25 protein-coding genes are annotated in these 23,096 nt (G+C 68.6%); 5 read left to right on the top strand and 20 right to left on the bottom strand.

Annotated elements, in window-relative coordinates; all coding sequences use genetic code 11:
• Window positions 1–119: 119 nt before the first annotated feature.
• Window positions 120–1,769: a fatty-acid--CoA ligase FadD5 gene (gene fadD5 / locus A5655_RS02510; RefSeq protein ID WP_067005180.1), complete on the bottom strand. Its 1,650-nt coding sequence runs from the start codon at window positions 1,767–1,769 to the stop codon at window positions 120–122.
• 139 nt (window positions 1,770–1,908) lie between these two features.
• Here fadD5 and A5655_RS02505 point away from each other — a divergent pair, with 139 nt between their 5' ends.
• A complete protein-coding gene (locus A5655_RS02505; RefSeq protein WP_067005179.1) occupies window positions 1,909–2,601 on the top strand; it encodes a GntR family transcriptional regulator in 693 nt (230 codons plus the stop codon).
• A gap of 150 nt (window positions 2,602–2,751) precedes the next feature.
• On the opposite strand, the gene A5655_RS02500 is transcribed toward A5655_RS02505, so the two are convergent.
• The 15 genes from A5655_RS02500 to A5655_RS02430 all read right to left on the bottom strand — a co-directional run bounded on the left by A5655_RS02500 (window position 2,752) and on the right by A5655_RS02430 (window position 16,439).
• On the bottom strand, window positions 2,752–3,192 hold the full coding sequence (locus A5655_RS02500; RefSeq protein ID WP_067005178.1) for an SRPBCC family protein: 441 nt from the start codon (window positions 3,190–3,192) through the stop codon (window positions 2,752–2,754).
• A 29-nt stretch (window positions 3,193–3,221) separates the two neighbouring features.
• Window positions 3,222–3,674: a thioesterase family protein gene (locus A5655_RS02495; protein ID WP_156764655.1), complete on the bottom strand. Its 453-nt coding sequence runs from the start codon at window positions 3,672–3,674 to the stop codon at window positions 3,222–3,224.
• Between the two features lie 3 nt (window positions 3,675–3,677).
• Window positions 3,678–4,985, bottom strand: a complete 1,308-nt coding sequence (locus tag A5655_RS02490; RefSeq protein WP_067005313.1) for a hydroxyacid-oxoacid transhydrogenase — start codon at window positions 4,983–4,985, stop codon at window positions 3,678–3,680.
• A gap of 20 nt (window positions 4,986–5,005) precedes the next feature.
• Window positions 5,006–5,944, bottom strand: coding sequence for an alpha/beta hydrolase (locus A5655_RS02485; protein WP_067005177.1), 939 nt, complete (start codon window positions 5,942–5,944; stop codon window positions 5,006–5,008).
• A complete protein-coding gene (locus A5655_RS02480) occupies window positions 5,941–7,431 on the bottom strand; it encodes an NAD(P)/FAD-dependent oxidoreductase (RefSeq protein ID WP_197508570.1) in 1,491 nt (496 codons plus the stop codon). The genes A5655_RS02485 and A5655_RS02480 overlap by 4 nt, the downstream gene beginning before the upstream one ends.
• Window positions 7,413–8,141 (bottom strand): SDR family NAD(P)-dependent oxidoreductase, encoded by a 729-nt coding sequence (locus A5655_RS02475; RefSeq protein ID WP_255361984.1) that lies wholly within the window; start codon window positions 8,139–8,141, stop codon window positions 7,413–7,415. The genes A5655_RS02480 and A5655_RS02475 overlap by 19 nt, the downstream gene beginning before the upstream one ends.
• Window positions 8,138–8,530 carry a nuclear transport factor 2 family protein gene (locus A5655_RS02470; protein WP_067005174.1) on the bottom strand — a complete coding sequence of 131 codons (393 nt, stop codon included), beginning with the start codon at window positions 8,528–8,530 and terminating at the stop codon, window positions 8,138–8,140. The genes A5655_RS02475 and A5655_RS02470 overlap by 4 nt, the downstream gene beginning before the upstream one ends.
• Window positions 8,527–9,267: an HpcH/HpaI aldolase/citrate lyase family protein gene (locus A5655_RS02465; RefSeq protein WP_067005172.1), complete on the bottom strand. Its 741-nt coding sequence runs from the start codon at window positions 9,265–9,267 to the stop codon at window positions 8,527–8,529. The genes A5655_RS02470 and A5655_RS02465 overlap by 4 nt, the downstream gene beginning before the upstream one ends.
• Entirely contained in the window at window positions 9,264–10,241 is a 978-nt protein-coding gene (locus tag A5655_RS02460; protein ID WP_067005170.1) for a zinc-binding dehydrogenase, read from the bottom strand. Before A5655_RS02460 ends, A5655_RS02465 begins: the two co-directional genes overlap by 4 nt.
• 1 nt (window position 10,242) lies before the next feature.
• On the bottom strand, window positions 10,243–11,454 hold the full coding sequence (locus A5655_RS02455; RefSeq protein ID WP_067005169.1) for a cytochrome P450: 1,212 nt from the start codon (window positions 11,452–11,454) through the stop codon (window positions 10,243–10,245).
• Window positions 11,451–12,155, bottom strand: coding sequence for an NIPSNAP family protein (locus A5655_RS02450; RefSeq protein ID WP_067005166.1), 705 nt, complete (start codon window positions 12,153–12,155; stop codon window positions 11,451–11,453). Before A5655_RS02450 ends, A5655_RS02455 begins: the two co-directional genes overlap by 4 nt.
• Window positions 12,155–12,706: a hypothetical protein gene (locus A5655_RS02445; RefSeq protein ID WP_067005165.1), complete on the bottom strand. Its 552-nt coding sequence runs from the start codon at window positions 12,704–12,706 to the stop codon at window positions 12,155–12,157. The genes A5655_RS02450 and A5655_RS02445 overlap by 1 nt, the downstream gene beginning before the upstream one ends.
• A 71-nt stretch (window positions 12,707–12,777) precedes the next feature.
• On the bottom strand, window positions 12,778–13,944 hold the full coding sequence (locus A5655_RS02440) for a CaiB/BaiF CoA-transferase family protein (RefSeq protein WP_067005162.1): 1,167 nt from the start codon (window positions 13,942–13,944) through the stop codon (window positions 12,778–12,780).
• 35 nt (window positions 13,945–13,979) lie between these two features.
• A complete protein-coding gene (locus A5655_RS29075) occupies window positions 13,980–15,119 on the bottom strand; it encodes a PE family protein (RefSeq protein ID WP_067005160.1) in 1,140 nt (379 codons plus the stop codon).
• Between the two features lie 189 nt (window positions 15,120–15,308).
• Window positions 15,309–16,439, bottom strand: coding sequence for an NADH:flavin oxidoreductase (locus tag A5655_RS02430; RefSeq protein WP_067005158.1), 1,131 nt, complete (start codon window positions 16,437–16,439; stop codon window positions 15,309–15,311).
• A 98-nt stretch (window positions 16,440–16,537) separates the two neighbouring features.
• Here A5655_RS02430 and A5655_RS02425 point away from each other — a divergent pair, with 98 nt between their 5' ends.
• The gene (locus A5655_RS02425) at window positions 16,538–17,212 is read left to right on the top strand and encodes a DUF427 domain-containing protein (protein WP_067005156.1); all 675 of its coding nucleotides are present in this window, start codon (window positions 16,538–16,540) and stop codon (window positions 17,210–17,212) included.
• Between the two features lie 13 nt (window positions 17,213–17,225).
• Here A5655_RS02425 and A5655_RS02420 read toward each other — a convergent pair whose 3' ends face one another.
• Window positions 17,226–17,849 carry a TetR/AcrR family transcriptional regulator C-terminal domain-containing protein gene (locus A5655_RS02420; protein WP_231999048.1) on the bottom strand — a complete coding sequence of 208 codons (624 nt, stop codon included), beginning with the start codon at window positions 17,847–17,849 and terminating at the stop codon, window positions 17,226–17,228.
• A 97-nt stretch (window positions 17,850–17,946) separates the two neighbouring features.
• Between A5655_RS02420 and A5655_RS02415 the strand changes: the two genes are divergently transcribed.
• Both A5655_RS02415 and A5655_RS02410 read left to right on the top strand, forming a co-directional pair.
• Window positions 17,947–18,879, top strand: a complete 933-nt coding sequence (locus tag A5655_RS02415) for an alpha/beta hydrolase (protein WP_231999047.1) — start codon at window positions 17,947–17,949, stop codon at window positions 18,877–18,879.
• On the top strand, window positions 18,863–19,522 hold the full coding sequence (locus A5655_RS02410; RefSeq protein WP_067005150.1) for a maleylpyruvate isomerase family mycothiol-dependent enzyme: 660 nt from the start codon (window positions 18,863–18,865) through the stop codon (window positions 19,520–19,522). The genes A5655_RS02415 and A5655_RS02410 overlap by 17 nt, the downstream gene beginning before the upstream one ends.
• Here A5655_RS02410 and A5655_RS02405 read toward each other — a convergent pair.
• Genes A5655_RS02405 through A5655_RS02395 form a run of 3 tightly spaced genes read right to left on the bottom strand, consistent with a single transcriptional unit; the run spans window position 19,519 to window position 22,499 of the window.
• Window positions 19,519–20,670: an acyl-CoA dehydrogenase family protein gene (locus tag A5655_RS02405; protein ID WP_067005148.1), complete on the bottom strand. Its 1,152-nt coding sequence runs from the start codon at window positions 20,668–20,670 to the stop codon at window positions 19,519–19,521. The two genes, A5655_RS02410 and A5655_RS02405, sit on opposite strands and share 4 nt — an antisense overlap.
• The gene (locus tag A5655_RS02400; RefSeq protein WP_067005146.1) at window positions 20,671–21,591 is read right to left on the bottom strand and encodes an LLM class F420-dependent oxidoreductase; all 921 of its coding nucleotides are present in this window, start codon (window positions 21,589–21,591) and stop codon (window positions 20,671–20,673) included.
• Between the two features lie 17 nt (window positions 21,592–21,608).
• Complete coding sequence (locus A5655_RS02395) at window positions 21,609–22,499, bottom strand: acyl-CoA thioesterase II (protein WP_067005144.1); 891 nt, start codon at window positions 22,497–22,499, stop codon at window positions 21,609–21,611.
• Window positions 22,500–22,595: 96 nt separating this feature from the next.
• Between A5655_RS02395 and A5655_RS02390 the strand changes: the two genes are divergently transcribed.
• Window positions 22,596–23,087: an SRPBCC family protein gene (locus A5655_RS02390; RefSeq protein WP_067005142.1), complete on the top strand. Its 492-nt coding sequence runs from the start codon at window positions 22,596–22,598 to the stop codon at window positions 23,085–23,087.
• The last annotated feature ends 9 nt before the right edge of the window (window positions 23,088–23,096 follow it).

Below are 23,096 nucleotides of genomic sequence, written 5' to 3'. Positions count from 1 at the left end.
GGCTCCCTACCCGCAAGTAGTAACGGAGACCACAGGAATGTACCCGATGGCCGTGAGCGTGTGAACTGCATCCGCACAATTAACCCTTCGTCAACAGCGGGCAAACGTTACAGTTTCGGTCAACCTTCCCCTCGAGTGGTCAAATCCATTGCCGCGGACCCGCTTTCGAGATTATTGACGGCCCCGTAGCGAACCCGTAGCTCAGTTTTGAGCACCTTCCCGGCCGGATTGCGGGGCAGCGCATCGACGATCTCGAGCGCCTTCGGATGCTTGTACCGCGCGAGCCGCTCGGCCAGGAACTCGAGGAGGTCCTCCAGCCGCGGCGGGTCGCCGGTGACCGCCGCGACCGCGATCGGCACCTCGCCCCACTTCTCGTGGGCCCGGCCGATGACGGCGACCTCGACGATCTGGGGATGGCTGGCGAGAACGTTCTCCACCTCGGCGCAATAGATGTTCTCGCCGCCGGAGATGATCATGTCCTTCTTGCGGTCCACCACCCAGACGTAGCCGTCCTCGTCCATCCGGACCAGGTCCCCGGAATGGAACCACCCACCGGCGAAGGCCTCCGCGGTGGCCTGCGGGTTGTTCCAGTAGCCGCTCATCAAAGTCGGTGCGCGGTAGACGATCTCGCCCACTTCGCCGACGGGGACGTCGTTCATGTTCTCGTCGACCACGCGCGCGGCGACCGTGGGGATCACCTTGCCCACCGAGCCGCGCTTCCGGATCGCGTCTTCGCCGAGCAGCATGCAGGTGACCGGCGACATCTCGGTCTGGCCGAACGCGGCCAGTATCTGGGTCCCGGGGAACGTTGCCGACATCTCCCGCAGCAACGCGTCCGTCGCCGGGGCGGCGCCCCACGACATCACCCGCAACCTCAGGTCGCGGGGCCGCGCCTGCTGCTCGGCGCACACCGCCTGCCACTGCGCCGGAACCAGGAAGAGGCCGGTGACCTTCTCCGCCGCCAGCACGTCGAGCAGCTGGCCCGGGTCGAACGCGCCCAGCGGGTAAATCACCGTGGGGATGCCGAGCAGCATCGACGTCAGCATGTTGCCGATGCCGGCGATGTGGAAGAAGGGGACACCGACGAAACCGACGTCGCTATTTATATCGGCGCCCATGGTGTACAGCCCGGTCATCGTCTGCCCGGTCAGGTTGGCGTGGGTCAGCACCGCGCCCTTGGGCCGGCCGGTGGTGCCCGAGGTGTACATGATCAGCGCCGGCGAATCGTTCGGGATGTCGGGGACGTCCCTGGACCCGCGCGCATCGCCGGGCTCGTTAATGAGGTCCTCGTAGCCCAGGACGCGGTCGTCGGTTGCCGCGCCGGCCACGACGACGGTGTCCAGCATCGGCTGGATGTCGCGCACCCCGGTGGCCACCGGCGCCAGCACCGCCTCGGTGATCAGCACCCGCGCCTCGCAGTCCTCGACCAGGAAGACGATCTCGGCCGAGGTGAGCCGGAAGTTGAGCGGGACCGCGATGGCTCCCAGCGCGTTGACGGCCAGGACCGACTCGACGAACTCGGTGCGGTTGAGCATCAGGATCATGACCCGGTCGCCGAAGCCGACGCCCCGGCGACTCAACGCGTCGGCCAGCGCCATCACCCGGCGGTGCAGGCCCTGCCAGGTGACCGTGTTGCCCAGGAACCGCAGCGCCGTCGCGGTGGGTTGCATCAGCGCGTGCCGCTCGAGTTGGTTGACCCAGTTCTGCCGCCGGGCCAGGTACGGCTGCTCGGCGGCTTGGATCAGGTGGCTGGCCAGTTGCGCGGTCAACTAGTTGTCTCCCCTTCCCCTCGCGCACCGCTTGCGTCAGGTTGATATTTGATAAAACATGGTGTTGTGTGGGTCACATTATGGCTTTAGTGCCGCAAAGACAAGACCCGCAAATCCGGCGAAACCCCTGGCAGCTCGCGTGAACGCACCGACATCGACGCAGCCGAGGACCCGGCGGCCACTGCGCCGGGCGCAGTTGTCCGACGAGGTCGCGGGCCACCTGCGGGCGGCGATCATGTCGGGGGCGCTGCGCCCCGGAACGTTCATCCGCCTCGACGAGACCGCCGCCGAACTCGGGGTCAGCGTCACGCCGGTGCGCGAGGCCCTGCTGAAGCTGCGCGGTGAGGGCATGGTGCAGCTGGAGCCGCACCGCGGCCACGTCGTCCTGCCGCTGAGCCGGCAAGACATCAAGGACATCTTCTGGCTGCAGTCGACGATCGCCGAGGAGCTGGCGGCCGCCGCGACCGACAACATCACCGACGCCGAGATCGACGAGCTGGACCGCATCAACAACGCGCTCGAGGAGGCCGTCGGCTCCAGCGAGCCGTCGACGATCGCGGGCATCGAGTTCGCGTTTCATCGCGTCTTCAACCAGGCCAGCGGCCGGATCAAGCTGGCGTGGTTCCTGCTGAACGCGGCGCGCTACATGCCGGCGGAGATGTATGCGGCGGATCCGGAATGGGGCGCGGCCACCGTCGCCCACCACCGCGAGTTGATCGCGGCGCTGCGCCGGCACGACGCGGCCGCGGTGATCGAGCACACCGTCTGGCAGTTCACCGACGCGGCCGCCCGGCTGACCGTGATGCTGAACCGGGCCGGAAACTTCGACTGAGCGGTAACGGCGATCGCGGCTTTTGGGTGTGAAGTCTGGACTTTGCTTGTGTTGCCTGGGCGGAAATGCGGCCGGGATCCCGCCCTGCGTTCACACCGAAAGCCGTGAGCGCACACGAAAGCCGCGAGCGCACACTCGACGACCGGGCGACTAACTCGCGGCGAGCTGCTCGGCTCGCTGCTTGAGGTTCTCGGCGAGATGGTCCAGCACGTTGCCGGCGAGCGACTTCACCATCGGCGCCGGAATCGGCATCGACGTCTCGACGTCCATGTCCACGGTCAGCAGGCTCGACGTGCCGGTGTCCACCGCACTGAACAGCTGCTCCTGCTTGGTGAACAGGTCGCCCTGCTGCAGGACGGTCTGGATCTGGTTTTCCCCCGGGTAGTAGATCGCCTGGATGAAGGTCGCCTGCATGCCTTGGTAATCGGCGTCGAGGCGCACCTGGCTGGGGCGCCCGTCGTCGTAGCGGGCGAGTACCCACAGGCCCTTGATCTCCTCGTTCCACTCGGGGTAGCGCTCGAAATCGGCCACGATGCCCATGATCGACGCGGCGTTGGCGCTGACCTCGACGGTCTTGCTCAAAACTGGCATCGCGCAAGCATATCGGGCGACCGGCCGCGCTATTGATCCACGCGGGCCGTCGACAGCAGCGAGCGGATGGCGTCGGGAATCGGCACCGGCTTGCGGTTGGTCCGGTCGACGTACACGTGCACCCAGTGTCCCAGCGCGGTGATCGGTTGCGGTCCGTCGCCCGACCGGAACACGCCGAGCCGGTAGGTGACGCTGCTGCGGCCCAGGCGCGTCACCGCGAGGCCGACCGTGAGGCCCTCCGGGAAATGCAATTCGGAGAAGTAGCGGCAGCCCGACTCGGCGACGATGCCCAGCGCCGGCGCGGCGAGCGGGTCGATCCCGACGGTCGTGTTGATCCAGGCGTTGATCGCGGTGTCGAACAGTTGGTAATACACGGCGTTGTTGAGGTGACCGAACATGTCGTTGTCGGCCCAGCGGGTGAGCACCGGCCACAGCACCGGGAAGTCGGCGCTGGTCAGGTTGTCCGACGGAGGTGAGCTCATGGTCTACCAGTACCGCATGGCCCGCCGAAACAGGTCCCCCAGAACCGGTTTGGTCATCTCGCGCGGCGCGTTCTGCAACAGGCGCTGCTGGGGAAAGGCGCCCTCGGTCAGGGCCGCCGCGTCGGCTTCGGTGTAGCCCACCCCGCTGAGCCCGTTCGGCATGCCCACCGCCCGCATGATCCGGATGAGCTCGCCGGCGAGCACCTCGCCCGCGTCGTCGGCGGCGGCGCCCCGGGTGTCGGCGCCGAGCAGCCGCGCCCCCTCCAGGTGGCGCTCCGGGCTCGCCTCCGCGGTGAAGCGGAACGACGACGGCGCGTTGAGGATGACGGCCATGCCATGCGGCACGAGCGGCTCGTCGGCCGGGTAACCCGTGGGGCGGAAGTCACGCACCAGGCCCGCCACCGCGTAGGCCATGCCGTGCGGCGCGTGGACACCCGCGTTGCCGAACGCGATGCCCGCAAGCGTTGCGGCCCACATCATTTGCTCGCGGGCCTCGCCGTCGGAGGGGTCGTTCGTCGCGCGCTCCAGGAACTGGCCCAGCAGGCGCAGCGCCTCCCGGCAACCCAGATCGCTCCACGGATTGGCGCCCTGGCTCATCGGCCGCAGGCTGGGCCGCTCGGGAGCGCGCCGCCGCACGTAGGGCCGCGCGGTGTAGGACTCCAGGGCGTGGGACAGCACGTCGAGCCCCGCCGAGGCGACCACCTCGGGGGGCAGGCTCGCGGTGCAGTCGGGATCGACGACGGCCTCGGTGGGGCGCAGCGCATGCGAAGCGATGCCCGTCTTGGCCTTCAGTGACACCAGGTCGAAGATCGCGATGCCGGTCACCTCGCTGCCGGTGCCCGCGGTGGTGGGGCAGGCGATGTGCGGCCGGAGCGGGCCGGGCACGGGTTTGCTCTCGCCGATCGGCGCGTTGACGTAGGTGAGGAAATCGGCGGGATGGGTCGCGTAGAGGTTCGCGGCCTTGCAGGTGTCGATCACCGAGCCGCCGCCCAGCGAGATGTACCCGTCGGGGTCGCACTCCTGCGCGAAGCGTGCCGCGTCCCGAAAGGACGCGTCGGTGGGCTCGACGTGGACGTCGGTATAGGCGACGACGTCCAGGCCGGCCGCGACGAGCGAGTCGCGCGTCGTGGCGAACACCGGCAGCGCGGCGACGCCGGCGTCGGTGAACAACGCCACCCGCCGCAGCCCGAGGGCGCTCGCGCGGTCGCCGACCTCCGCGAGGCAGCCGCGCCCGAAGGTGACCCGTGACGCGTCGACGGTGAAGGCGCCGTCGCAGTCCTCGGCCGGAATCGGGAAACCACAGCACGCCATCCACGCCATCCTAGGGGCGTTCAGGCCTCGCACCAGACGCGCCGCAGGGCGTGGCCTTGCAGGGCGAACAACCGCTCGGAGTCCGACCAGTCCGGCAGCAGCGAATCGAACCCGTGGCAGGCCCGGGGAAACACGTGCAGCTCGGCGGAGACGCCGGCGCGGAGCAGCTGCAGCGCGTAGTCGACGGCTTCGTCCCGGAAGGGGTCGATCTCCGCGCAGGTGATCAAAGCCGGTGGCAGACCACCCAATTGGACTCGTCGGGCGGGCACGGAGCCCGGCAGTCTCGCGTGGGGACCCAGGTAGTGGCGCCACATCAGCTCGGCCGCCTCGCTGTCGAAGGCCGGGCTGGTGCAGAACTCGGCTTTGGACGCGGTTTCCCGATCGTCCAGCACCGGCTGGTGCAGCAGCTGGAACACGACCGCGGGCAGCGAGCCGTCGGCCGCGCGGTGCGCCAGGCACGCCGCCAGGGTGGCGCCGGCGCTGCTGCCCCCGACGGCCAGGCGCGCCGGGTCGACGCCCAGCTCCGTCGCGGTGGCCGCCACCCAGCGCAGCACCGCGATCGCGTCGTCCAGCGCGGCCGGGTAGGGATGCTCCGGGGCCAGCCGGTAGTCGACCGATACCACCGCGCAGCGGCCGCGGCTTGCCAGCTCGATGCACTGCCGGTGGTCGGTGTCCAGGTTTCCCAGCGCGAAGCCGCCGGCGTGGCAGTAGACGAGTACCGGAACCGTATTCGCCTCGCCGCCACGGTAGATGCGCACCGGCACGCCGCCGGATTCGGTCGCCACCGTGTCGTCGGCGATCCGCACGCCCCTGGCGTCGGTGCGTTCGGCGGCCTCCCGGCGGCGCTGGTTGAACGGTTCGCGGATGAGCTCGATCGAGTCGGCGGAGAAGTCGGTCCGCGCGGTCGCGACGGCTTGCAGCGCGGGGTCCAACCGCTCGAAGCCGTCCAGGCCCGTCACCGCGCGTGCTTGTCAGCCGGCGAGAAAACGAAGTCGGCGGGCTTGAATCGGCGCGTCATTCCCCAGAACGTACGCGCGCTGCGCGGCCACTGCGTCACCACCCGCCCGTTGGGGGCGCGGAAGTAGTTGCTGCACTGGGTGGTCCACACCGTGCCGACCATCCAGCGGTCGACCTTGGCGACGAACTCCGCCAGCGCGGCCGGTCGCACGGCGACGTACGTCTTGCCCCGGCGCCGCATGTGTTTCAGCGCCCGCACGATGTAGCGGGCCTGGGCTTCGAGCATGAAGATCACGCTGTTCGAACCGACGTTGGTGTTCGGCCCGTAGAGCATGAAGAAGTTCGGGAACCCGGGAACGGCCATGCCGAAATACGCGTGGGCCCCGTCGCGCCACACCTCCCGCAGCGTCGTCCCGCCCTCGCCGGACACGTTCAGCCCGGCCAGGTAATCGGCCGCGGCGTAGCCCGTCGCGCACACCACGACGTCGACGTCGCGTTCGGCGCCGTCCTCGGTGACCAGGCTGCGCCCGCGCAGGCAGCGCGCCGGGCTGTCCAGCACCTCGACATTGGGGCGGGTCAACGCCGGCAGGTAGTCCGAGGAGAACACCAGCCGCTTGCAGCCCATCGGATGGTCCGGGGTCAGCTTGCGGCGCAATTCCTCGTCGGCGACGGTCTTTTCGAGCATGTCCAGCGCGATCGCCTTGAACTCCTCGGTCTTTTCGCTGCCGTGCTCGATCACCGAGATGTTGGATTCGCTGCGCAGCCACAGCCGGGTGCGGTACAGCTTCTTGGCGAACGGAATGTGCGCGAATAGCCAGCGCTCCCGTTCGGTGTAGGGCCGGTCGGGCTTGGGCAGGATCCAGGTCGGCGACCGTTGCACCGAGTACACCCGATCGGCCACTTTCGCCAACTCCGGCACCAGTTGCGACGCCGTCGATCCGGTGCCCAGCACGGCGACCCGGGCACCCTCGAGCGAGACCGAATGGTCCCACCGCGAGGTGTGCATCAACGTGCCGGTGAACGGCTCCTCTTCCACCAGGTCCGGGAACAGCGGGCGGGTGAACAGGCCCACGGCGGACACCACGACGTCGAAGTGGTGCGTGTCGCCGGCCCCGGTGGTCAGGCACCACCGCCGGGCATCTTCTTCCCAACGCGCGGCGACGATTTCGGTGCGCAGCCTCAGGTGCGGACGCAGGCCGTACTTGTCGGCGCACCGCTGGAAGTACTCGAGGATCTCGGGTTGCGCGGGCCAGAGCCGCGACCAGTCGGAGTTCAGGTCGAACGAGTAGGAGTACAGGTGCGACTTGACGTCGCAGGCCAGCCCGGGATAGGTGTTGATCAGCCAGGTGCCGCCGACGTCGTCCTCGCGGTCGAAGATGGTGAAGTCGTGGAAGCCCGCTTGGGACAACAGGATTCCCAGGGCCATGCCGCCGGGTCCGGCGCCGATGATGCCGACCGACAGGTTGCCGTTCATTGGATCTGCAGGCATTGCCCACCGTCGACGACCAGTTCCGCGCCGGTGATGAAGGACGCCTCCTCGGAGACCAGGAAGGCCACCGCGTCGGCGATCTCGGCCGGTTGGCCGATCCGTCCGAACGCCGACGACGCGGCCAGCCGCAGCTGGGTGGCGTCGTCGAGCATCGGGGTCGCGACGGGGCCGGGAAACACCGCGTTGACCCGGATGCCGAACGGGGCCAGCTCGGCCGCGGCGTTCTGGGTCAGCCCGCGCAGCGCCCACTTTGACGACCCATAGGCGCTGTGCCGCGGAAAGGGCCGGATCGCCCCGGTGCTGCAGATGTTGACGATGGCCGCGTTCGTGGCCGCGCGCAGCTGCGGCAGCGTCGACTGGATGCCGAGGAACGCGCCGAAACAGTTCACCCGCCAGGCGTTTTCGAAGCCCTCGGCCGTCTCGTCGGCCAGCGAGGCGCGGTGCAGCGCGCCGGCGTTGTTGACGAGCGCGGTCAGCGACCCGAAGCGCTGCACGACCGTGTGGACGGCCGCCTCCCACTGCGCCTGCGAGGTGACGTCGAGCGGGACCCCGATCAGCCCGTCGTCGCCCAATTCGTCGACCGCGGCGGCCAGTTCGTCGGCGCGACGGTCGCATGCGACCACCGAATGCCCGGCCGAGCGCAGGCGTTTGGCCATGGCCCAGCCCTGTCCGCCGGCGGCGCCGGTCACCAGCGCGACGCGTTGATTCACGATGACGGCACCTCCGGGCTGTCGGAAAGGCCGCGGCTGGTGACGAATTGGCACCGCCGGCGCCGGAAGCGCCAGCGGCCGTCGGCGCATACCAGCTCGTCGTCGTAGAGGGCGGGCCGCAGTTGCAGGTCACCGGCCCGGACGAACAGCACCTGCGACCGGGCCGTCGCGGTGTCACCGTTCACGTCGATTTGCGAGACCCCGGTCAGGTGCAGCCCGCGCGGCGCGTCCCGGAACATCGTGCAGATCCCGTCGACGCCGGCGAAAGCCCGTCCATAGACTTCGAATTCGGCGTCGGGGACGAACAGTGCCACGCAACCGTCGATGTCGCCGGCGTCGAGGGCGAGGGCGTAGGCGGCAATGAGTTCGCGTATTGCGGTCTCGGTCACTGTTCGCGAGCCTCGCGTAGGTGTTCGGCCGCTCCGCGCCGCAGGGCCTGCGATTCGGCGGCCAGGGTGATCATCCGGATGCCCAGCTCCGCCATGGCGCGCCCCGTCTTGCCGTCCCCCGCGTGGATGCCGGTGATCAGGCCCACGTCGGCGGCGGCGCGATGGATCCGGCCTATCGCGTCCAGGACCGCCGGATGTTTGGTCGCGCCAACGACATCCACGCCCATCGACAGGGCCAGGTCGGCGGGACCGATGTACAGCCCGGCCAGCCCTTCGACGGCGCAGATTTCCTCGAGGTCTGACAGCGCCGCCGCGGTCTCGATCATCGCGAACACGCTGACCCTTGATTCCAGCGCGGCCGTGTCGTGACCCAGGCTGGCGCGCAACGGGCCGAAGCTACGGAAGCCCGCCGGCGGGTATCGGGTGGCGGCCACCGCGGCGGCGGCCTCGTCGGCCGACTCGATCATCGCGATGACGACGGCGTCCGCGCCGGCGTCGAGCACTCGCCCGATCGGCGCGGCGTCGGCGTTGGGCAGCCGCACCGCCGTGCCGATCGGCACGTGCTCGATGCGGCGCAGCATGCCGGCGATGTCGGCGTCGTCGATGTAGCCGTGCTGCGCGTCGAATCCGACGTAGTCGTAACCGGCGCGGGCGAATTCCTCGGGGCCGAGCAGCGTGTGTCCGGTGATCCAGCCGCCCCAGATGGGGGTCCGGCGGTCGACGTCGAAGACGCTCACAGGGCGATCGCGATCTTGATGCGCTCGGGCGATGGCCGGCAGGCCAGGTCGAACGCGCCCTGCACGCCCTGGACGTCTTGGACGCCGAAGGTGTGGGTGAGATAGGTGCCGAGCAGCTCGGGATGCTCGTCGGCGAACTTGGCGGCGACGTCCAGGACCCGCCGCCGGTCAAGCGTCACACCGGATTTCAGCGTCAGGTTGTTGCGCAACATGAGACGCATGCTGATCGGGTAGGCCTCGTCGTCCGCCACGCCGAAATAGAAGACGGTGCCGCCCGGCGCGGCGGCTTCGATGGCGTGCCCCAGGGTGGCCACCTGGTGCCCGACGGCTTCGATGACGACGTCGGCGCGGTCGGCGGGGGCCAGCTGGCTCACCCAGCGGTCGCTGGTGGCTCGCACCGGGTCGTCGACGCCGAATGCCGTTGCGTGGCCGGCGCGGTCGACGGGGTCGACCCCGGTGACGCGCCGCGCGCCCGCCGCCTTGGCGACGTAGGAGAACAGCAGGCCGATCGAGCCCTGCCCGATGATCGCGACGTGCCGGCCGGCCAGGTCCGGCAGCTGCTCGCAGGCGTAGAGGACGCACGCCAGCGGTTGCAGGCCGACCGCCTCGGGCGGGCTCAGCGCCGGGTCGTACGGCGCCAGCATGTTGCCGTCGCTGATCACGCGCTCCATCAGGCCGTCGAAGCCGGATGCCCAGCCCACCACGCGATCGCCGATGCGGTGATCCGGGTGACGGCTGGCGATCACCTCGCCGGCCACTTCGTGGATCGGGAACCCGTCCTTCTCGGCGGCGCTCGGCCCGTCGTCGCCGGGTAGCCGGCCCCTGTTACCGCGGAAGGCCGGCAGGTCGCTGCCGCAGACGCCGGCGGCCGAAAACCGGAGCAGGACTTGGCCGTCGGCCAGCTGCTCGGGCGTCTTGTCGGGGATCGAGGTCCGCTCGAACTGGTAGGGGGCGATGATCCGGTAGGACCACACGTCAGACCTCCACCGGGATCTTGTTCCATCCCCACTGGAAGCTGGACGGCAGCCGGGTGGCGGCGTCGCCCTGGATCGCGAAGTCCGGCACCCGGCGCAGCCATTCGGCCAGCAACACATCGATTTCCAGCCGGGCCAGGTGGTAGCCGATGCAGAAGTGCTGGCCGCGGCCGAAGGCCAGCGAGCGACGGATCGGGCGGTTCCAGACGAACTCGTCGGGGCGTTCGTACTCGCGTTCGTCCCGGTTGGCCGAGGCGAGCAGGGTGATGACGCGCTGGCCGGGCTCGATCGTCTGCCCGTGGATTGTGTACGGCCTCCTCGCCGTTCGAGCGAACCACTGCGCCGGAGCGCAGAACCGGATCATCTCCTCGCGCGCGACCGGCACGTTGGTGTCGAGGTCGGCGCGCACCGCGGCCATCTGGTCGGGCCGCTGGGCGAGTTCCCACAGCCCGTGGGCGACGATCTTGGGCACCGTTTCGGTCCCACCGATGAAGATGCACAGCATCTGGGTGGCGGCTTCGACGTCGGACAGGGCGCTGCCGTCGGGCAGGCGGTAGCCGAGCAGGCCGTCGACCACGGGCAGCGCATCGCCGGAGGAGTCGGCTCGGCGCCGCTCGACCACCGGCGTGAGGTATTCGAGGTAGTTGGGCCGGGCTTGCGCAGTGTCGACGCCCTCGCCGGGCTCGGCCAGGCTGCCGGCGTTGACCGCGGCCAGCACTTGCGGTGCGAGATCGTCTGGCAGCCCAAGCAATCCGCACACCATCGAGGCCGCGACGATGCCGCCGTATTCTTGGGTCAGGTCGAAGGAACCCCGCGGTAGCAGCTCGTCGAGGCGCTCGTTGGCCAGCGTGCGGATGCGGGCTTGCAGCCCGGCGACCGACCTCGGCCGCAGCGGCGCCGAATGCGCGCGGCGGATCTCGGCGTACAGATCGGTGTCGAAGACCGCGTGAAACGGCAGCGGGTGCAGCGGTGGGTCGTCGAGCGGGCCGGTGTTGTGCTTGGCCAGCACCGACGCCGCGGGCAATGTGCCCTCCGTCGCGACGAACGTTCCGTCGTTGACCTCCAGCACCCGCCAGATGTCGTCGAAGCGGGAGAGCGCGTAGGTGTCCCACTGCGGCATGTAGTACACCGGGTGCTCGCCGCGCAGGATCCGGTAGTACGGCAACGGGTTTGCCATGACTTCCGCGTCGAACGGATCGTAGGAAAAGCTCACTGCAGTGGCGAAGGGGGTAGGGCTTGCAGTATCGAGTCCTCCCAGCCGTCGCGCAGGGCCGGGGCCACGCTCATCCAGGTGACGAGCTCGGCGGGTGGGCTCTCCTTGAACGACGGGTAGTGGTTGGCGAAGCACTCCCAGCCGCCGTCCAGCGCCCAATAGTGGATGACCTCGTTGTAGCGGAAGGTCGTGGTGAACGAACCCAGCCACCGCTTGCCGGTGCGCTCCGACCATGGGACGTAGAGCCGCTCCAGCTCGCGGATGTAGTCGTCCTGGCGTCCCGGTTTGGTCTGCATTATCTCCTGAATCACCAGCGGCGCAACGAAATTGGCCTCGCGCAGCTGCGTCAGCGTCTTGTTGCTGGGCCCCGGGTACATGATCCGCCCCTCACCCGAAGCGCCGATCCCGGCGAGGAACTCCGACCATTTGCCGGCGGCGACCTCGTGGCTGCCGCCGCGCGCCTGGGCGGCCCCGATCCGGGCGTAGTCGGCGAATCCGTCGATCTCCCAGATGATCGTCGCCTGGGGCCAGTGACCGTTGTACGGCGTGGTTTCCCAGATGGCGAACAGCCGGGCGCCGAGCTCGTCCATCATCGGCTGGTAGGTGCCGGTGAACATTTCGGTGAAGGCGTCGCTTCGCCCTGATCCCAGTGAGATCGTCTCGTGCAGGTAAAGCAGTGTGTGGCCGTAGTACTTCTTCATCAGTCGAGCCGGGTGGCCATGTCGCAGAGCAGCGTCTCCGTGGGATCGACTGACGCGCAGGGCAATCCCGCCGCCGCGAGCGCGTAGCCCTTGAATCTGCGGGCCGCCGCGCTGAGCACATGTTGCGTCCGGGTCATCGCCCGGTCGATGCCCAGCGGCCATCCGTCGCCCCACAACGCGACCTCGGTCAACCGGTCGCCCAGCGACTCCAGCACCTTTTCGCGCACGAGGGGGTCGGCTGTGAACGCCTCGGCGCTGACCGCCAGGCTCTGGCCCCTCGACGCCGTCAGGTGAGGCCGCGCCTCGCCGTCGAATGCCTGCACGCCGAGGATCCGCAGCGAGCGGGATTCGCGGCCGTGCGGCAGGAGCGCGGTCACCTCCCAGCCGGCCATGACCCGGTCGTAGAGCCAACCCCCGGCCGATTGCACGACATCGGCGGCGCTGGCTGCCACGACGTCCAGCCGATATCGCAGGCACTCGGCGTCCGCGCGGGTCGCTCGCGCGGCGCTGACCCGGCGGCTGTGGCTGACGTCGAAGGTTGGAGTGACCATCAATCCGTTCCTCACGGCGGGGCTGCTGTCACCGGACAGCGTGACACTTCTGGGGAAATTTGTAAAGGTGCCTATCCGCGCCGGGCCTTGAGTTCGGCGAGAATCTCGTCGGTGTGCTGGCCCAATTCGGGGGCCACGGAGCGCGGCGCCCACGGCGTGCCGTGAAAGTCCGCCGGCGTGGCCACCATCGCGACGCCTGCCTCCCCGTCCGGGACTTCGACCAGGCCGCCCGCGGCGTGGAACTGCTCGTCGGCCACGACGTCCTCGAGCGCGTTGACGGGCGACCAGAAGAAATCCGTTTCGCCCGCGAAGACCTCCGCCCACTCGTCGAGCGACTTGGTCGCGAAGATCTTGTCCAGCTCGGCGATTAGCTGCACCGCGTTGACGGCGCGGGACCGGGCGTCGGCGAAGCGGGGATCGTCCAGCCACTCGGGACGGCCCACGGCGCGACACAGCGGCGGCCAGTGCCGCTCGACGTCGAGCCCGACGATCCAGAACCGCCGGCCGTCGCCCGCCGCGTAGTTGTTCATCGCCGGGTTGCCCATCGACTCACGCTGGCCGACCGCGATCGGTTGCCCGGTCAGCAGGTAGGTGTTCAGGTCGAAGCTCACGGTGTAGGCGCCCTGGCGGTACAGCGAGGTGGTCACCAGTTGGCCCGCGCCGGTGCGATCGCGGGCGACCAGGGCCGCACACACGGCGGCGGCCAGGGTCATGCCGGCCGAGTGGTCCCCCATGCCGCCCCGCTGGAACGGCGGAGTATCCCCGGGTCGGGTGAGCAGGTGCGCCAGACCGGCGCGCGCCCAGAACGCCGCGATGTCGTAGGCGGCGCGGTCGGCATCGGGCCCGGTCTCGCCGTACCCGGTGATCAGGCCGTAGACGAGGCGGGCGTTGTGGGCGGACAGCTTCGCATAATCCAGGCCGAGGCGCTGCAGCGCCCCCGGACGCACATTGGTGATGAAAACGTCAGCGTCGGAAAGCAATTCGAGCGCGGTGCCGCGATCGTCCGCGGCGGTGAGGTCTAGTACGATGCTGCGCTTGGACCGGTTGTCCATCTCGAACGGCGGGTTGACGCCGAGATCGCAACCCAGCATCCGGCCGAACATGCGACCGGGGTCGCCGGTGGGCGGCTCGATCTTGATCACGTCGGCGCCCCAGTCGGCCAGGATCCCGCCGGCGGCCGGTCCGGCCACCCAGACCCCAAGTTCGACGACTTTGATGCCTGCTACCGGTCCGGCCATGGCTTGCACCCTAATCAGCGTCCCGGTCGCCGGTCCTAGAGGTAACCGTTGGGTCCGGGGAGGCCGGCGCGGCCCGTGGCCCCCGCGACAGTCGGGGACTGGGCTTCAAACTGCATGACGCCGCTGGTGTGGCCGGCCAGGAGCGTGACGGCCACATTGCCCGTGCCGCCGCCGGTCATGAACGTCGTACTCGCTGGACTGATGCTGTTGATGTTGCCGCCGGGAGCGGGAAGGTAAATGACGGTAGTAGCTCCGGGCGTGTTGTTCACCATCGTGAAGCTGCCCGCCCCGACGGTGAGGTTCACGCCGGCTCCTGCTGTGCTGCCGGTCGCCCCTTGCCCACCGGCTCCGCCCAGGCCGTGAATCCACCCGCCACGCCCGCCGTCGCCGCCGTTGCCGCCGTTCAACACGACCGGAGTGCTCTGGCCGGGAGACACCGTCGCAAAGTTGGGGCCGACGCCACCGCCCTGCCCGCCGGTCCCGCCGGTGCCCCACAGCCCCGCGGCCCCACCGACTCCGCCGGTGCCGCCGGTAAAGGCGTTCAGGCCGCCGTCCCGCAGCGCGACCCCGCCGGTACCGCCGCCGCCGCCGTTTCCGTACAGCAACCCTCCGGTGCCGCCGGCCCCGCCCGCCGCGCCGGCCCCACCGGCGCCGCCGAGACCGCCGTTGCCGACCAACCCGGCCGCCCCACCGGCGCCGCCGACCACCCCGGCGTTCCCCGTTTGCGAAAAACCGTTGCCGCCGTTGCCGATCAAAAACCCGCCGGGCGCGCCGTCCGGGTTGGCCGCCGTCCCGTTGGCGCCGTCGCCGATCAGCGGGCGCCCAAACAACAAATTGGTGGGTGTGTTGATCGCCGCCAAAACGTCTTGCTCCACGGTCTGCAACGACGGGGCGTTGATCGCCTCGGCGGCCGCATACGCTCCGCTCGCGCCGCTCAATGCCTGCACGAACTGGGCGTGAAACGCCGCCGCCTGGCTGGTCAGGCCTTGAAAGGCCCGCGCGTGGCCGGAGAACACCGACGTGATGGCCGCGGAGATCTCGTCACCCGCGGCAGGCGCGATCGAAGTGATGGGGGCCGTCGCTGCCTCGTCCGCCGCGATCAGTCCCGCGCCGATGTTCGACAGCTCCGATGCCGCCCGTGCCAGGAAGTCTGGAGCCACCGCGAGATATGACATCGCTTCCTCCTGCCTGGCCGTCGACCCAGCGTACGCAGATACCAGCCCGAGATTTGGGCTTTCCGAGAACACGAATGCCTACGTTCATGTCGCGGCCGCGGCTGCCCTACGGAAAGGGTTGTGACGCAACGAGTCTGGTACCCGGACGTGGCCCGCTGAGTCACGCGTTTCCGGAGCCCGGCGCCGGGATCAGATGGTGCTGCCCGCGGAGACCAGTTCCCAGTCCTTGATGTCGGCGACGGGACCAAACAGATCGGCGGGAATGTCCCCAGCGAGCGCTTGACCCGCGCGAACCAGGTGCGGCCAATTGCGGTTGGCCAACGCTGGTTTAGCCAGAGTGATGACGTCGCCGATCCCGGATTCGATGACGGCGGCCGCATCGCGGGGATCGTCAAGGTGTCCGTTGACGAGGACGGGCAGGCCGCTGTGCCGTTTGGCCAATTCGGCCAACGTCTTCGGCCCCGCATCGAAAGCCGGTGCGAGCGCGCGGTACTCGGTCGTGTGGATGTAGTCGATACCCGTGTCGGCCAAGGCCCCGAAGATGACCGCGGCGTCCTGTTCGCCCCCGGCCCAGCGGTGCTGATGGTCGGACACTTTCCCTTGGGAGATGCGGATTCCGGTGGTGATCTCCGATCCCACCGCAGCCGCGACGTCGCGGCTGATCTCTGCGGCCAGGCGAACGCGATCCGCGACACTTCCCCCATACTCGTCGGTGCGGGTGTTCAAGTAGTCGGTGAGGAACTCGTCGAGCAGGTACCCGTTCGCGCCGTGGAGTTCGACCCCATCGAAGCCGGCATCGCGGGCGAGGCGCGCAGCCCGCACAAAGGCCCGGCGCACCTCGCGAACCTGCTCGGCGGACATCGCTTCGGGCATCGCGTACGGACCCGATCCGCGATACATGGCGGCTTGTGCACCCTTCGGACGCACCGCGGAGGGGCCTACGGTCGAGGATGTGTAAACGTTGCCCTGCGATTGGCTGCCGGCGTGCATCAACTGGGCAAAGATTTTCGCGCCGGCCGCGTGGACCCGCTCGACCACGGGCTGCCAGGCCTTGGCCTGAGCGGGGGTGGCGATGCCGGGCTGGAACAGATAACCCTGGCTGGCCTGCTCGTCCATGTAGATGCCTTCGGTGATGAGCAGACCGAATCCACCGTCGGCGTACACGCCGTAGTACGAAACCATCCGCTCGGTGGCCAGTCCCTCAGCGGTAGCGCTGACGCGGGTCATCGGCGCCAGGGCGACGCGGTTTTTCAGGTCCGCGCGCCCGATCGTTGCCGGAAGGAACAGGGACTCATGCGGCGGCGTGCTCTCGGCAGTCATCCGGCCGGCTACTTCCTGGTTCGTCACGGGCGACACAACAGTGCGCCCTCCGGAAATGTTCCAAACGGCCCGACGGCCCTGCCGATAAGCTTTGGCCAATGACTTTGGTAGCAGGACGGGGACCGCTGTCCGCTGATCCGGCCGGGCGGTTCGCTCCCCAGATACCCGCCGGGGTGGTCTACGTCGAGCCGCATCCGCGGCGGGTTCAGGCGCTGCTCAGGGGCCGCCTGGTGATCGACACCGAACAGGCACTGCTGGTGCACCGGCAGGGTCGCCCGCTCAGCTACGCGTTTCCGGTCGACGAGGTCGGCGACCTACCGAACCAGCCGGAGCCCGAGGCGCCGGGTTTCGTTCGCGTGCCCTGGGACGCCGTCGACACCTGGCTGGAGGAGGGGCGCCGGCTGGTGCACTACCCGCCCAACCCGTACCACCGCGTCGACTGCCGCCCGACCAAGCGCCGACTACGTGTCTCGGTCGACGGCACCACGCTGGTGGACACCGTCGACACGGTGATCCTGTTCGAGACCGCGCTCGAGCCTCGCCTCTACGTCGACCCGAAACACGTGCGCACCGATCTGCTGCGGCGATCCGAGACGTCCAGCTACTGCAACTACAAGGGCTTCGCGACGTACTGGTCGGCGGGCCCGGTCGACGACGTCGCGTGGAGCTACGAGGACCCGCCGCCCGAAAGCCTGCCCATCAAGGGGTTTTTCAGCTTCGACGACGCCCGCGCCGATGTCGTCGCCGAGCTCCCGCTCAGTCACCGCAGCTAATCGCCCCGGGAGCCTAACGTCGGGCTCGGGACTGGATACCGGCAAGCAGCATGTCGAGAGCCCGATCGAAATCCTTGGCCATCGTTGAGCGTTGGGACGTTTCTGCGAGCGCGGCCATGTGGGGGTGCTCGGCCGCCGCGAGCTGCCCGATACGTTTGGCCATTGCCACATTCGACTTCTCGCGAACGCTTGCGGGCGTGGTTTCGGACAATGGCCCGGCCAATTCCACTTGCGCAGCGCCCATTACAAGGCTGAGCACACCGCGAAACGCCGCCAACAGATCGAGGTCGCTCAGCCCTGCCCGGGCAAGGGATTCGATAAGTCGCTCGGCCGGAAGATACCCGGCTGCTGACACAACTCTTCGGGTAAGCACCAAGGACGCAGCGTTGGGGTGCTGGCGCACGGCCCGCCAAATGGCGGTTGCGATTCCCTTGACGTCGGAGCGCCAATCTTTCGACGGGCGCGGCAGGCGTACGTCGGCGAGCACCGCTTCGGCGACGAGGCCCTCGAGCTCTTCGCGGTCCGTGACGTAGTTGTAGAGCGTCATCGGCCCGGTGCCCAGCGCCGCGGCCAGCGACCGCATGCTCAGCCCGGCGAGCCCGTCCTTGTCGACGATCTGGAGAGCCTGCGCCCGCACCTCGTCGACGGTGAATCGTGCCTTCATGTCGGGATCAGCCTACTGATCATCGACCTGGCCGTTGACAAGTACACCGTACGTATTATACAAACGTACGGTGTACGTATCGTCGAATGATCACAGTGGGCACCCGTGGTCCGGCACCGCACGGGTGTCGTTCATTTCGCACGACACAGAATGCGCAGGCTGGGTGACCCTTCCGGAGGGACCCGGCCCTCATCCCGGCGTTGTGCTCGCCCATGGCCTGGGCGCAACTCACGGCATGATGCTGCAGCAGTACGAACGGCGCTTCGCCGCCGCCGGCATCGCCACGCTGGCCTTCGATTACCGCTACACGGGTGAGTCCGGCGGCGAGCCCCGGCAGCACTTCAACATGCGACGGCATCGACAGGACGTCGTGGCGGCGTGTGGATATCTGCGCCGGCACGACGCCATAGACGCAACCCGATTGGGCTTGTGGGGCACGAGTTTGGGTGCGCTACACGTATTGCAAGCGGCAGCACACGAAGTCGATATCCGGGCGATGGTGGTGCAGTGTCCGATCGTGCACGGCCCGGGCACGCTCACGCGAAATGGAGTGTGGTCCGCCTTGCGTTTGACTCCGGCACTCGCCGAAGACGCTGTGCGCCGTGTGTTTTCGGCCAGTCGACGCTACATTCCCATCGTGGGTCGGCCCGGCGACCTGGCCGCCGTCACCAGCCCGGGCGCACTGGACGGATGGTATTCAACCGTGCCGCCCGGCACTTCATTCGATAACCGCATGGCTGCGGCGGACGTCGTCGGCATCGCGACGAGCAGCGCCAAACGTAGCGCGAAGAAAATCGAAGCGCCGCTTTTGGTTTGCGTCTCACAGCGGGAAACGTTGATGGACCCGCGCCATGCCGCGGACATCGGCCATTCAGCCCCTCGCGGGGTGGTTCGGCACTACGAAGGCGACCACTTCCAGGTCTACCATCCCCCGTTGCTGGAGGCCCTCCTCGCAGACCAAGTCGACTTCCTGAAGGAGCACCTCAATGTCGGGGCCGGCTGACGCGCTGCGCGACAACGACGGGCGACTTGCCGATTTCGCGCGCGACATCACCGCGGCGCAGTGGGGCGAGCCGAGTCTTTGTAGCGGGTGGACCAATCATGACGTGCTGGCACATCTCGTCATCGGTTATGGCGTCGCGGCGCGGGACGTGGCCGCGGAGATGGTGCGACAGCGGGGCTCCTTCGACGCGGCGAACGCCCAGTTGGCCCGCGCTCTGGCTGCGCGTCGCCATCCCGCTCAGCTGATTGCCGACCTGGAGGAGCTGGCGCGCCGACCCCGAGGCATCGGCCGCGTGTTTCCGAAGCGTCTGCTGCTGGGCGATCACGTCATTCACGAACTCGACATCGCCTTCGCATTGGGTAAGGAATCGACGGTGCCCCTGTCCACCGTCAGCGCTGTGCTCGATACGCAGGTGCGCGTTCCCAACCCGTTCGTCCCCGCGGCCGCACGAGCCCGCGGCCTCAATCTGTATGCCACGGACGTCCACTGGTCTCATTCCGCCGGCGGGCCGACGGTTACGGGGCAAGCAGCACACCTCGCGTCGGTCCTGGCCGGGCGTCCCAGAGCCCTGCGGTACCTCAGTGGTGACGGCGTGGGCCTGCTGTCCGCCCGCATCAACGCCACCCGTCGCGAGCAGAGCTAGCCGCCGTAGCTAGGGCGCCCGAGGTTCAGCGCGTGCTGGGCGATCATGTTGCGGAACACCTCAAGGGTGCCGCCGTAGATGCCGAGCGGTAACGCAAGCCGGTAAAGGTGTTCGGCCGCACCGTCGCTCGCGGAGCCCTCGGCATCGGCGGGTAGCGCGGAGGCCGTCCCGAGGATGTCCATCAGGACCGGGGAGATGTCGCGCATCGTCTGCGCGACCGCGACGCGCCCGAACATCCCGGGAGTGGACAGCGCCGCCTCCATCCGCGCGACGGCCCGCCCGAGCCGGTATCTCACCGACCCGTCGTCGACCTCCGCGACGAGCGCCGCGACGGTGTCGACCACCTCGGCCATGATGTCGCCGTGCGCCGACATCGCCCCAACGTATTGCAGGCCATGGTCTTCCCGGTCCACGATGCCGTGCTCGGAGTCCAGCGCCGAGCGCATCACCGTCCAGCCGCCGTTGACCTCGCCGATGCGGTGGAGGTCGTCGACCCGGACGTCGCTGTAGTAGACGATGTTGGTGCGGTCGCCGTCCAGGGTGCGGATGGGTTGGATCTCGATGCCCGGCGAATCGAGCGGCACCAGAAACATGGTGAGGTTCTTGTGTTTCGGGCCCTGCGGGTCGGTGTTGGTGAGCAGGAAGACATACCGGGCGTTCTGCGCGTTCGACGTGAACATCTTGGAGCCGTTGATGATCCACGCGTCCCCGTCCCGCACCGCGCGGGTCTTGCAGGTGGCGACGTCCGAGCCGCCCTCGGGTTCGGTGTAGCCCAGGCACAACCGGATCTCGCCGGACAGCACGCCGGGCAGGACCCTGTCGGTGAGTTCCGGCGCGCCGAACTGCTGCACCAGCCGCGCCACGACGGACGTGGTTCCCCAGTGGTACCAAGGCGTGTGGGCCCGGGCGATCTCGAGGTGAAAGATGCGCCGACGGACCGGGCTGAATCCGCCCTCGGACTCTTGCCGCCAATCCGACTCCAGGTAGCCGGCTTCACCCAGCGCCAGATGCACTTGCTCGTCGAAGTTTTCACCGAACTCGCGCTGGCGGCACAGCACGTCGTCGGTGACGTGCTTGGCGATGAAGGCCCGGGTTTCCTCAAGGAATTCCTGGTCCTCGGCGCTCAGGTCGACGGCTGAGAAGTCCATCTACATCGCGTCGATCACGAGCGTGCGGAACCGGTCGAGGGTCTCGAGCGCATGCGCCATGCTGTCGCCCGGCAGGTGGACGCCGACCCACGTCACTCCCACCGCCGCAAGCTTTTCCAGGCCGCCGAGGTATGCGTCGGCGTTGAAGTCGTCGGTCGCGGGGCTGCCGCCCTCGAAGTTGGAGAACGTGATGTCGATCGCCGACCAGTCCCTGCCCGCCGCGTCGCAGCGGCGGCGCAGGTCGTCGATGCCCTCGGTGAGGCGCTCGACGGAGTCGATGACCGCGGTGCCGGAAGTCTGGGCCAGCTGCGGCGGGGCGGGAAACGGACACCAGCCGTCGCCGTACAGCGCCACCCGCTGGCGAGCGGCCGTAGTGTTGCCACCGATCCAGATCGGCGGATGCGGCTGACTGACCGGCCTGGGGTGCGCGGTGATGCCCTTGGCGCTGAAATGCTTGCCCTCGAACGAGATATCGTCACCGGTCCACACCGCGCGGATCACCTGAAGGGCTTCCTCGAACAGTTCTAGCCGCTCGTCATAAGTCACGCCCAACGCCGCGAACTCCCGCTTGAGATAACCCACCCCTACCGCGAGCGTGAACCGGCCACCCGAGAGCAGGTCCAGCGTGGCGCCGGACTTGGCCACCACGAACGGGTTTCGGTACGGCAGCACCACGATGTTGGGAATCAGGCGCAGCGTCGTCGTCCTCGCCGCCGCGAAACCCAAAGCGACAAAAGGATCCAACGCGTCGTGACCGCCGGCCTCCAGCCAGCGCTGCGACGGCGCCGGGTGGTCGGTGAAGCCGAAACCGTGAATACCCGCCGCTTCGGTGGCCGCGGCCACCTTCCCGATGCCTTCGCCGCTGACCAGCTCCGGGTTGTACGGATGGCTGTGCATGGGGTGGGTGATGGTGAAGCGCATGGGATACGTCCTGGCGGCTAGAACCGCGCGCGCGAATCGATCGCCGTGTCGCTGGTGCGCAGCGGACGGATCAGCGCCTCCTGGGCGAAGGAGGCCAGCAGCTCACCGTCCTCCGAATGCACCGTGCCGCGCACGTACGACATTCCCGCGCCGACCTGGGTGCTCTCGTGCGTGTAGAGCAGCCACCCGTCCCAGCGCACGGGCTCGTGAAACGCGACCGAGATGCTCATCGGTGCGGTGGACACGGTCAGGTGCGCCTGGCTGGTCCCGATGCCCGCGTGCGCCCGCATCGTCGTGGAGATCCCGAGGTGTCCGGTGAAGTATGCGAGCAGCGCCTTGGCCAGATCGTCCCGCTCCGGGATCGGGTCGTAGTGCAGCCACGCGTACAGCTCGGGCGGCCCGACCTCGTCGGGGCTGTTGACGTCGACGACGTCGACCAGGCGCAGTTCGCGCCCGACCATCGGCATCGGCGAGTGGTTGGCGTCCGCGGGCGCGGCCACCTCGGGGCGCGGGAGGTGGTGGCGGATGACGTCGCCCGTCGGGACGTCGGCCAGCACCGTGATGCTCAGGCAGCGGCGACCATTCTGATGCACAGCGACCACGGCGGTGGCGGTTGAACGGCCCTCGGCCACGACGTCGAGGACGAGTTCGATCGGCGGGCCGACGGTCACGGCGCGGGAGAACACCGCGTGCGCGGAGCGCACCGACTTGTCCGGGAATCGTTTGGCCACCGCGACAATCGCCTGGGCGAGCACCTGGGTGCCCTCCACCACCTGCCGTTCGTCGCCCACGGCGATCCCGGTGTCACCGGTAAACCGATCCTGCCCGTCCGGACGCACGTCGAACAGGTCCAGCAGACCCTGCACCGTCCATTCGATCTGCTCGGATTCCTCAGAAGCCTTCGTCAAATCCGGTCCACCTCCGCGCTAGCAGCTCCGGGCTCAGCGTGACACTTTGAGTAGGATTTGTAAAGCTGATCTAACAGACACAGGGAGGCAAGGCAATTGGGCATCGTGACGAGTACCTCGGAGACCGCCTTCACCCATTCCGCCGAGGCCGTGTACGACTTCGTCACCAACCCGGCGAACTGGACGAAGACCTATCCCGGCAGCGCGCACATCGGCAAGTTGCCGGAGCTTCCCCTGAAGGTCGGTGACACCTGGGAGGAAGCCGGGCCCGACGGCAACCGCATCTTCAGCTGGCAGCTGGCCATCGCCGATCGGCCGACGCTGTTCGTGTTCAACTCGGTCGGTCGCCTCGGCCATGACCGCGACGGGAACGGCGGGCTGGAGGGCCGGATCACCGTCACCTACCGCTTCACCAGGCCCGGCCAGGACGTCACGCTGTTCTCCCGGACCATGACGATCGAGGCGTCCAAGGATGCGCCGCTGCCGGATGCGCTCTTTCAGCAGGCCAATCCCGCGCGGATCGACGCCTACCACGCGGCCGTCGCGCGCGAGCTCGGCGAGATTGACACCGGCGCACGTCGTGCATGACACTTTTGC

It is taken from the genome of Mycobacterium sp. 1081908.1 (assembly GCF_001673535.1).
In the GTDB taxonomy this organism is placed as follows: Bacteria; Actinomycetota; Actinomycetes; order Mycobacteriales; family Mycobacteriaceae; genus Mycobacterium.
Note: the sequence above shows the minus strand (reverse complement) of the source record. Positions and strands in the feature narration are given on the sequence as shown.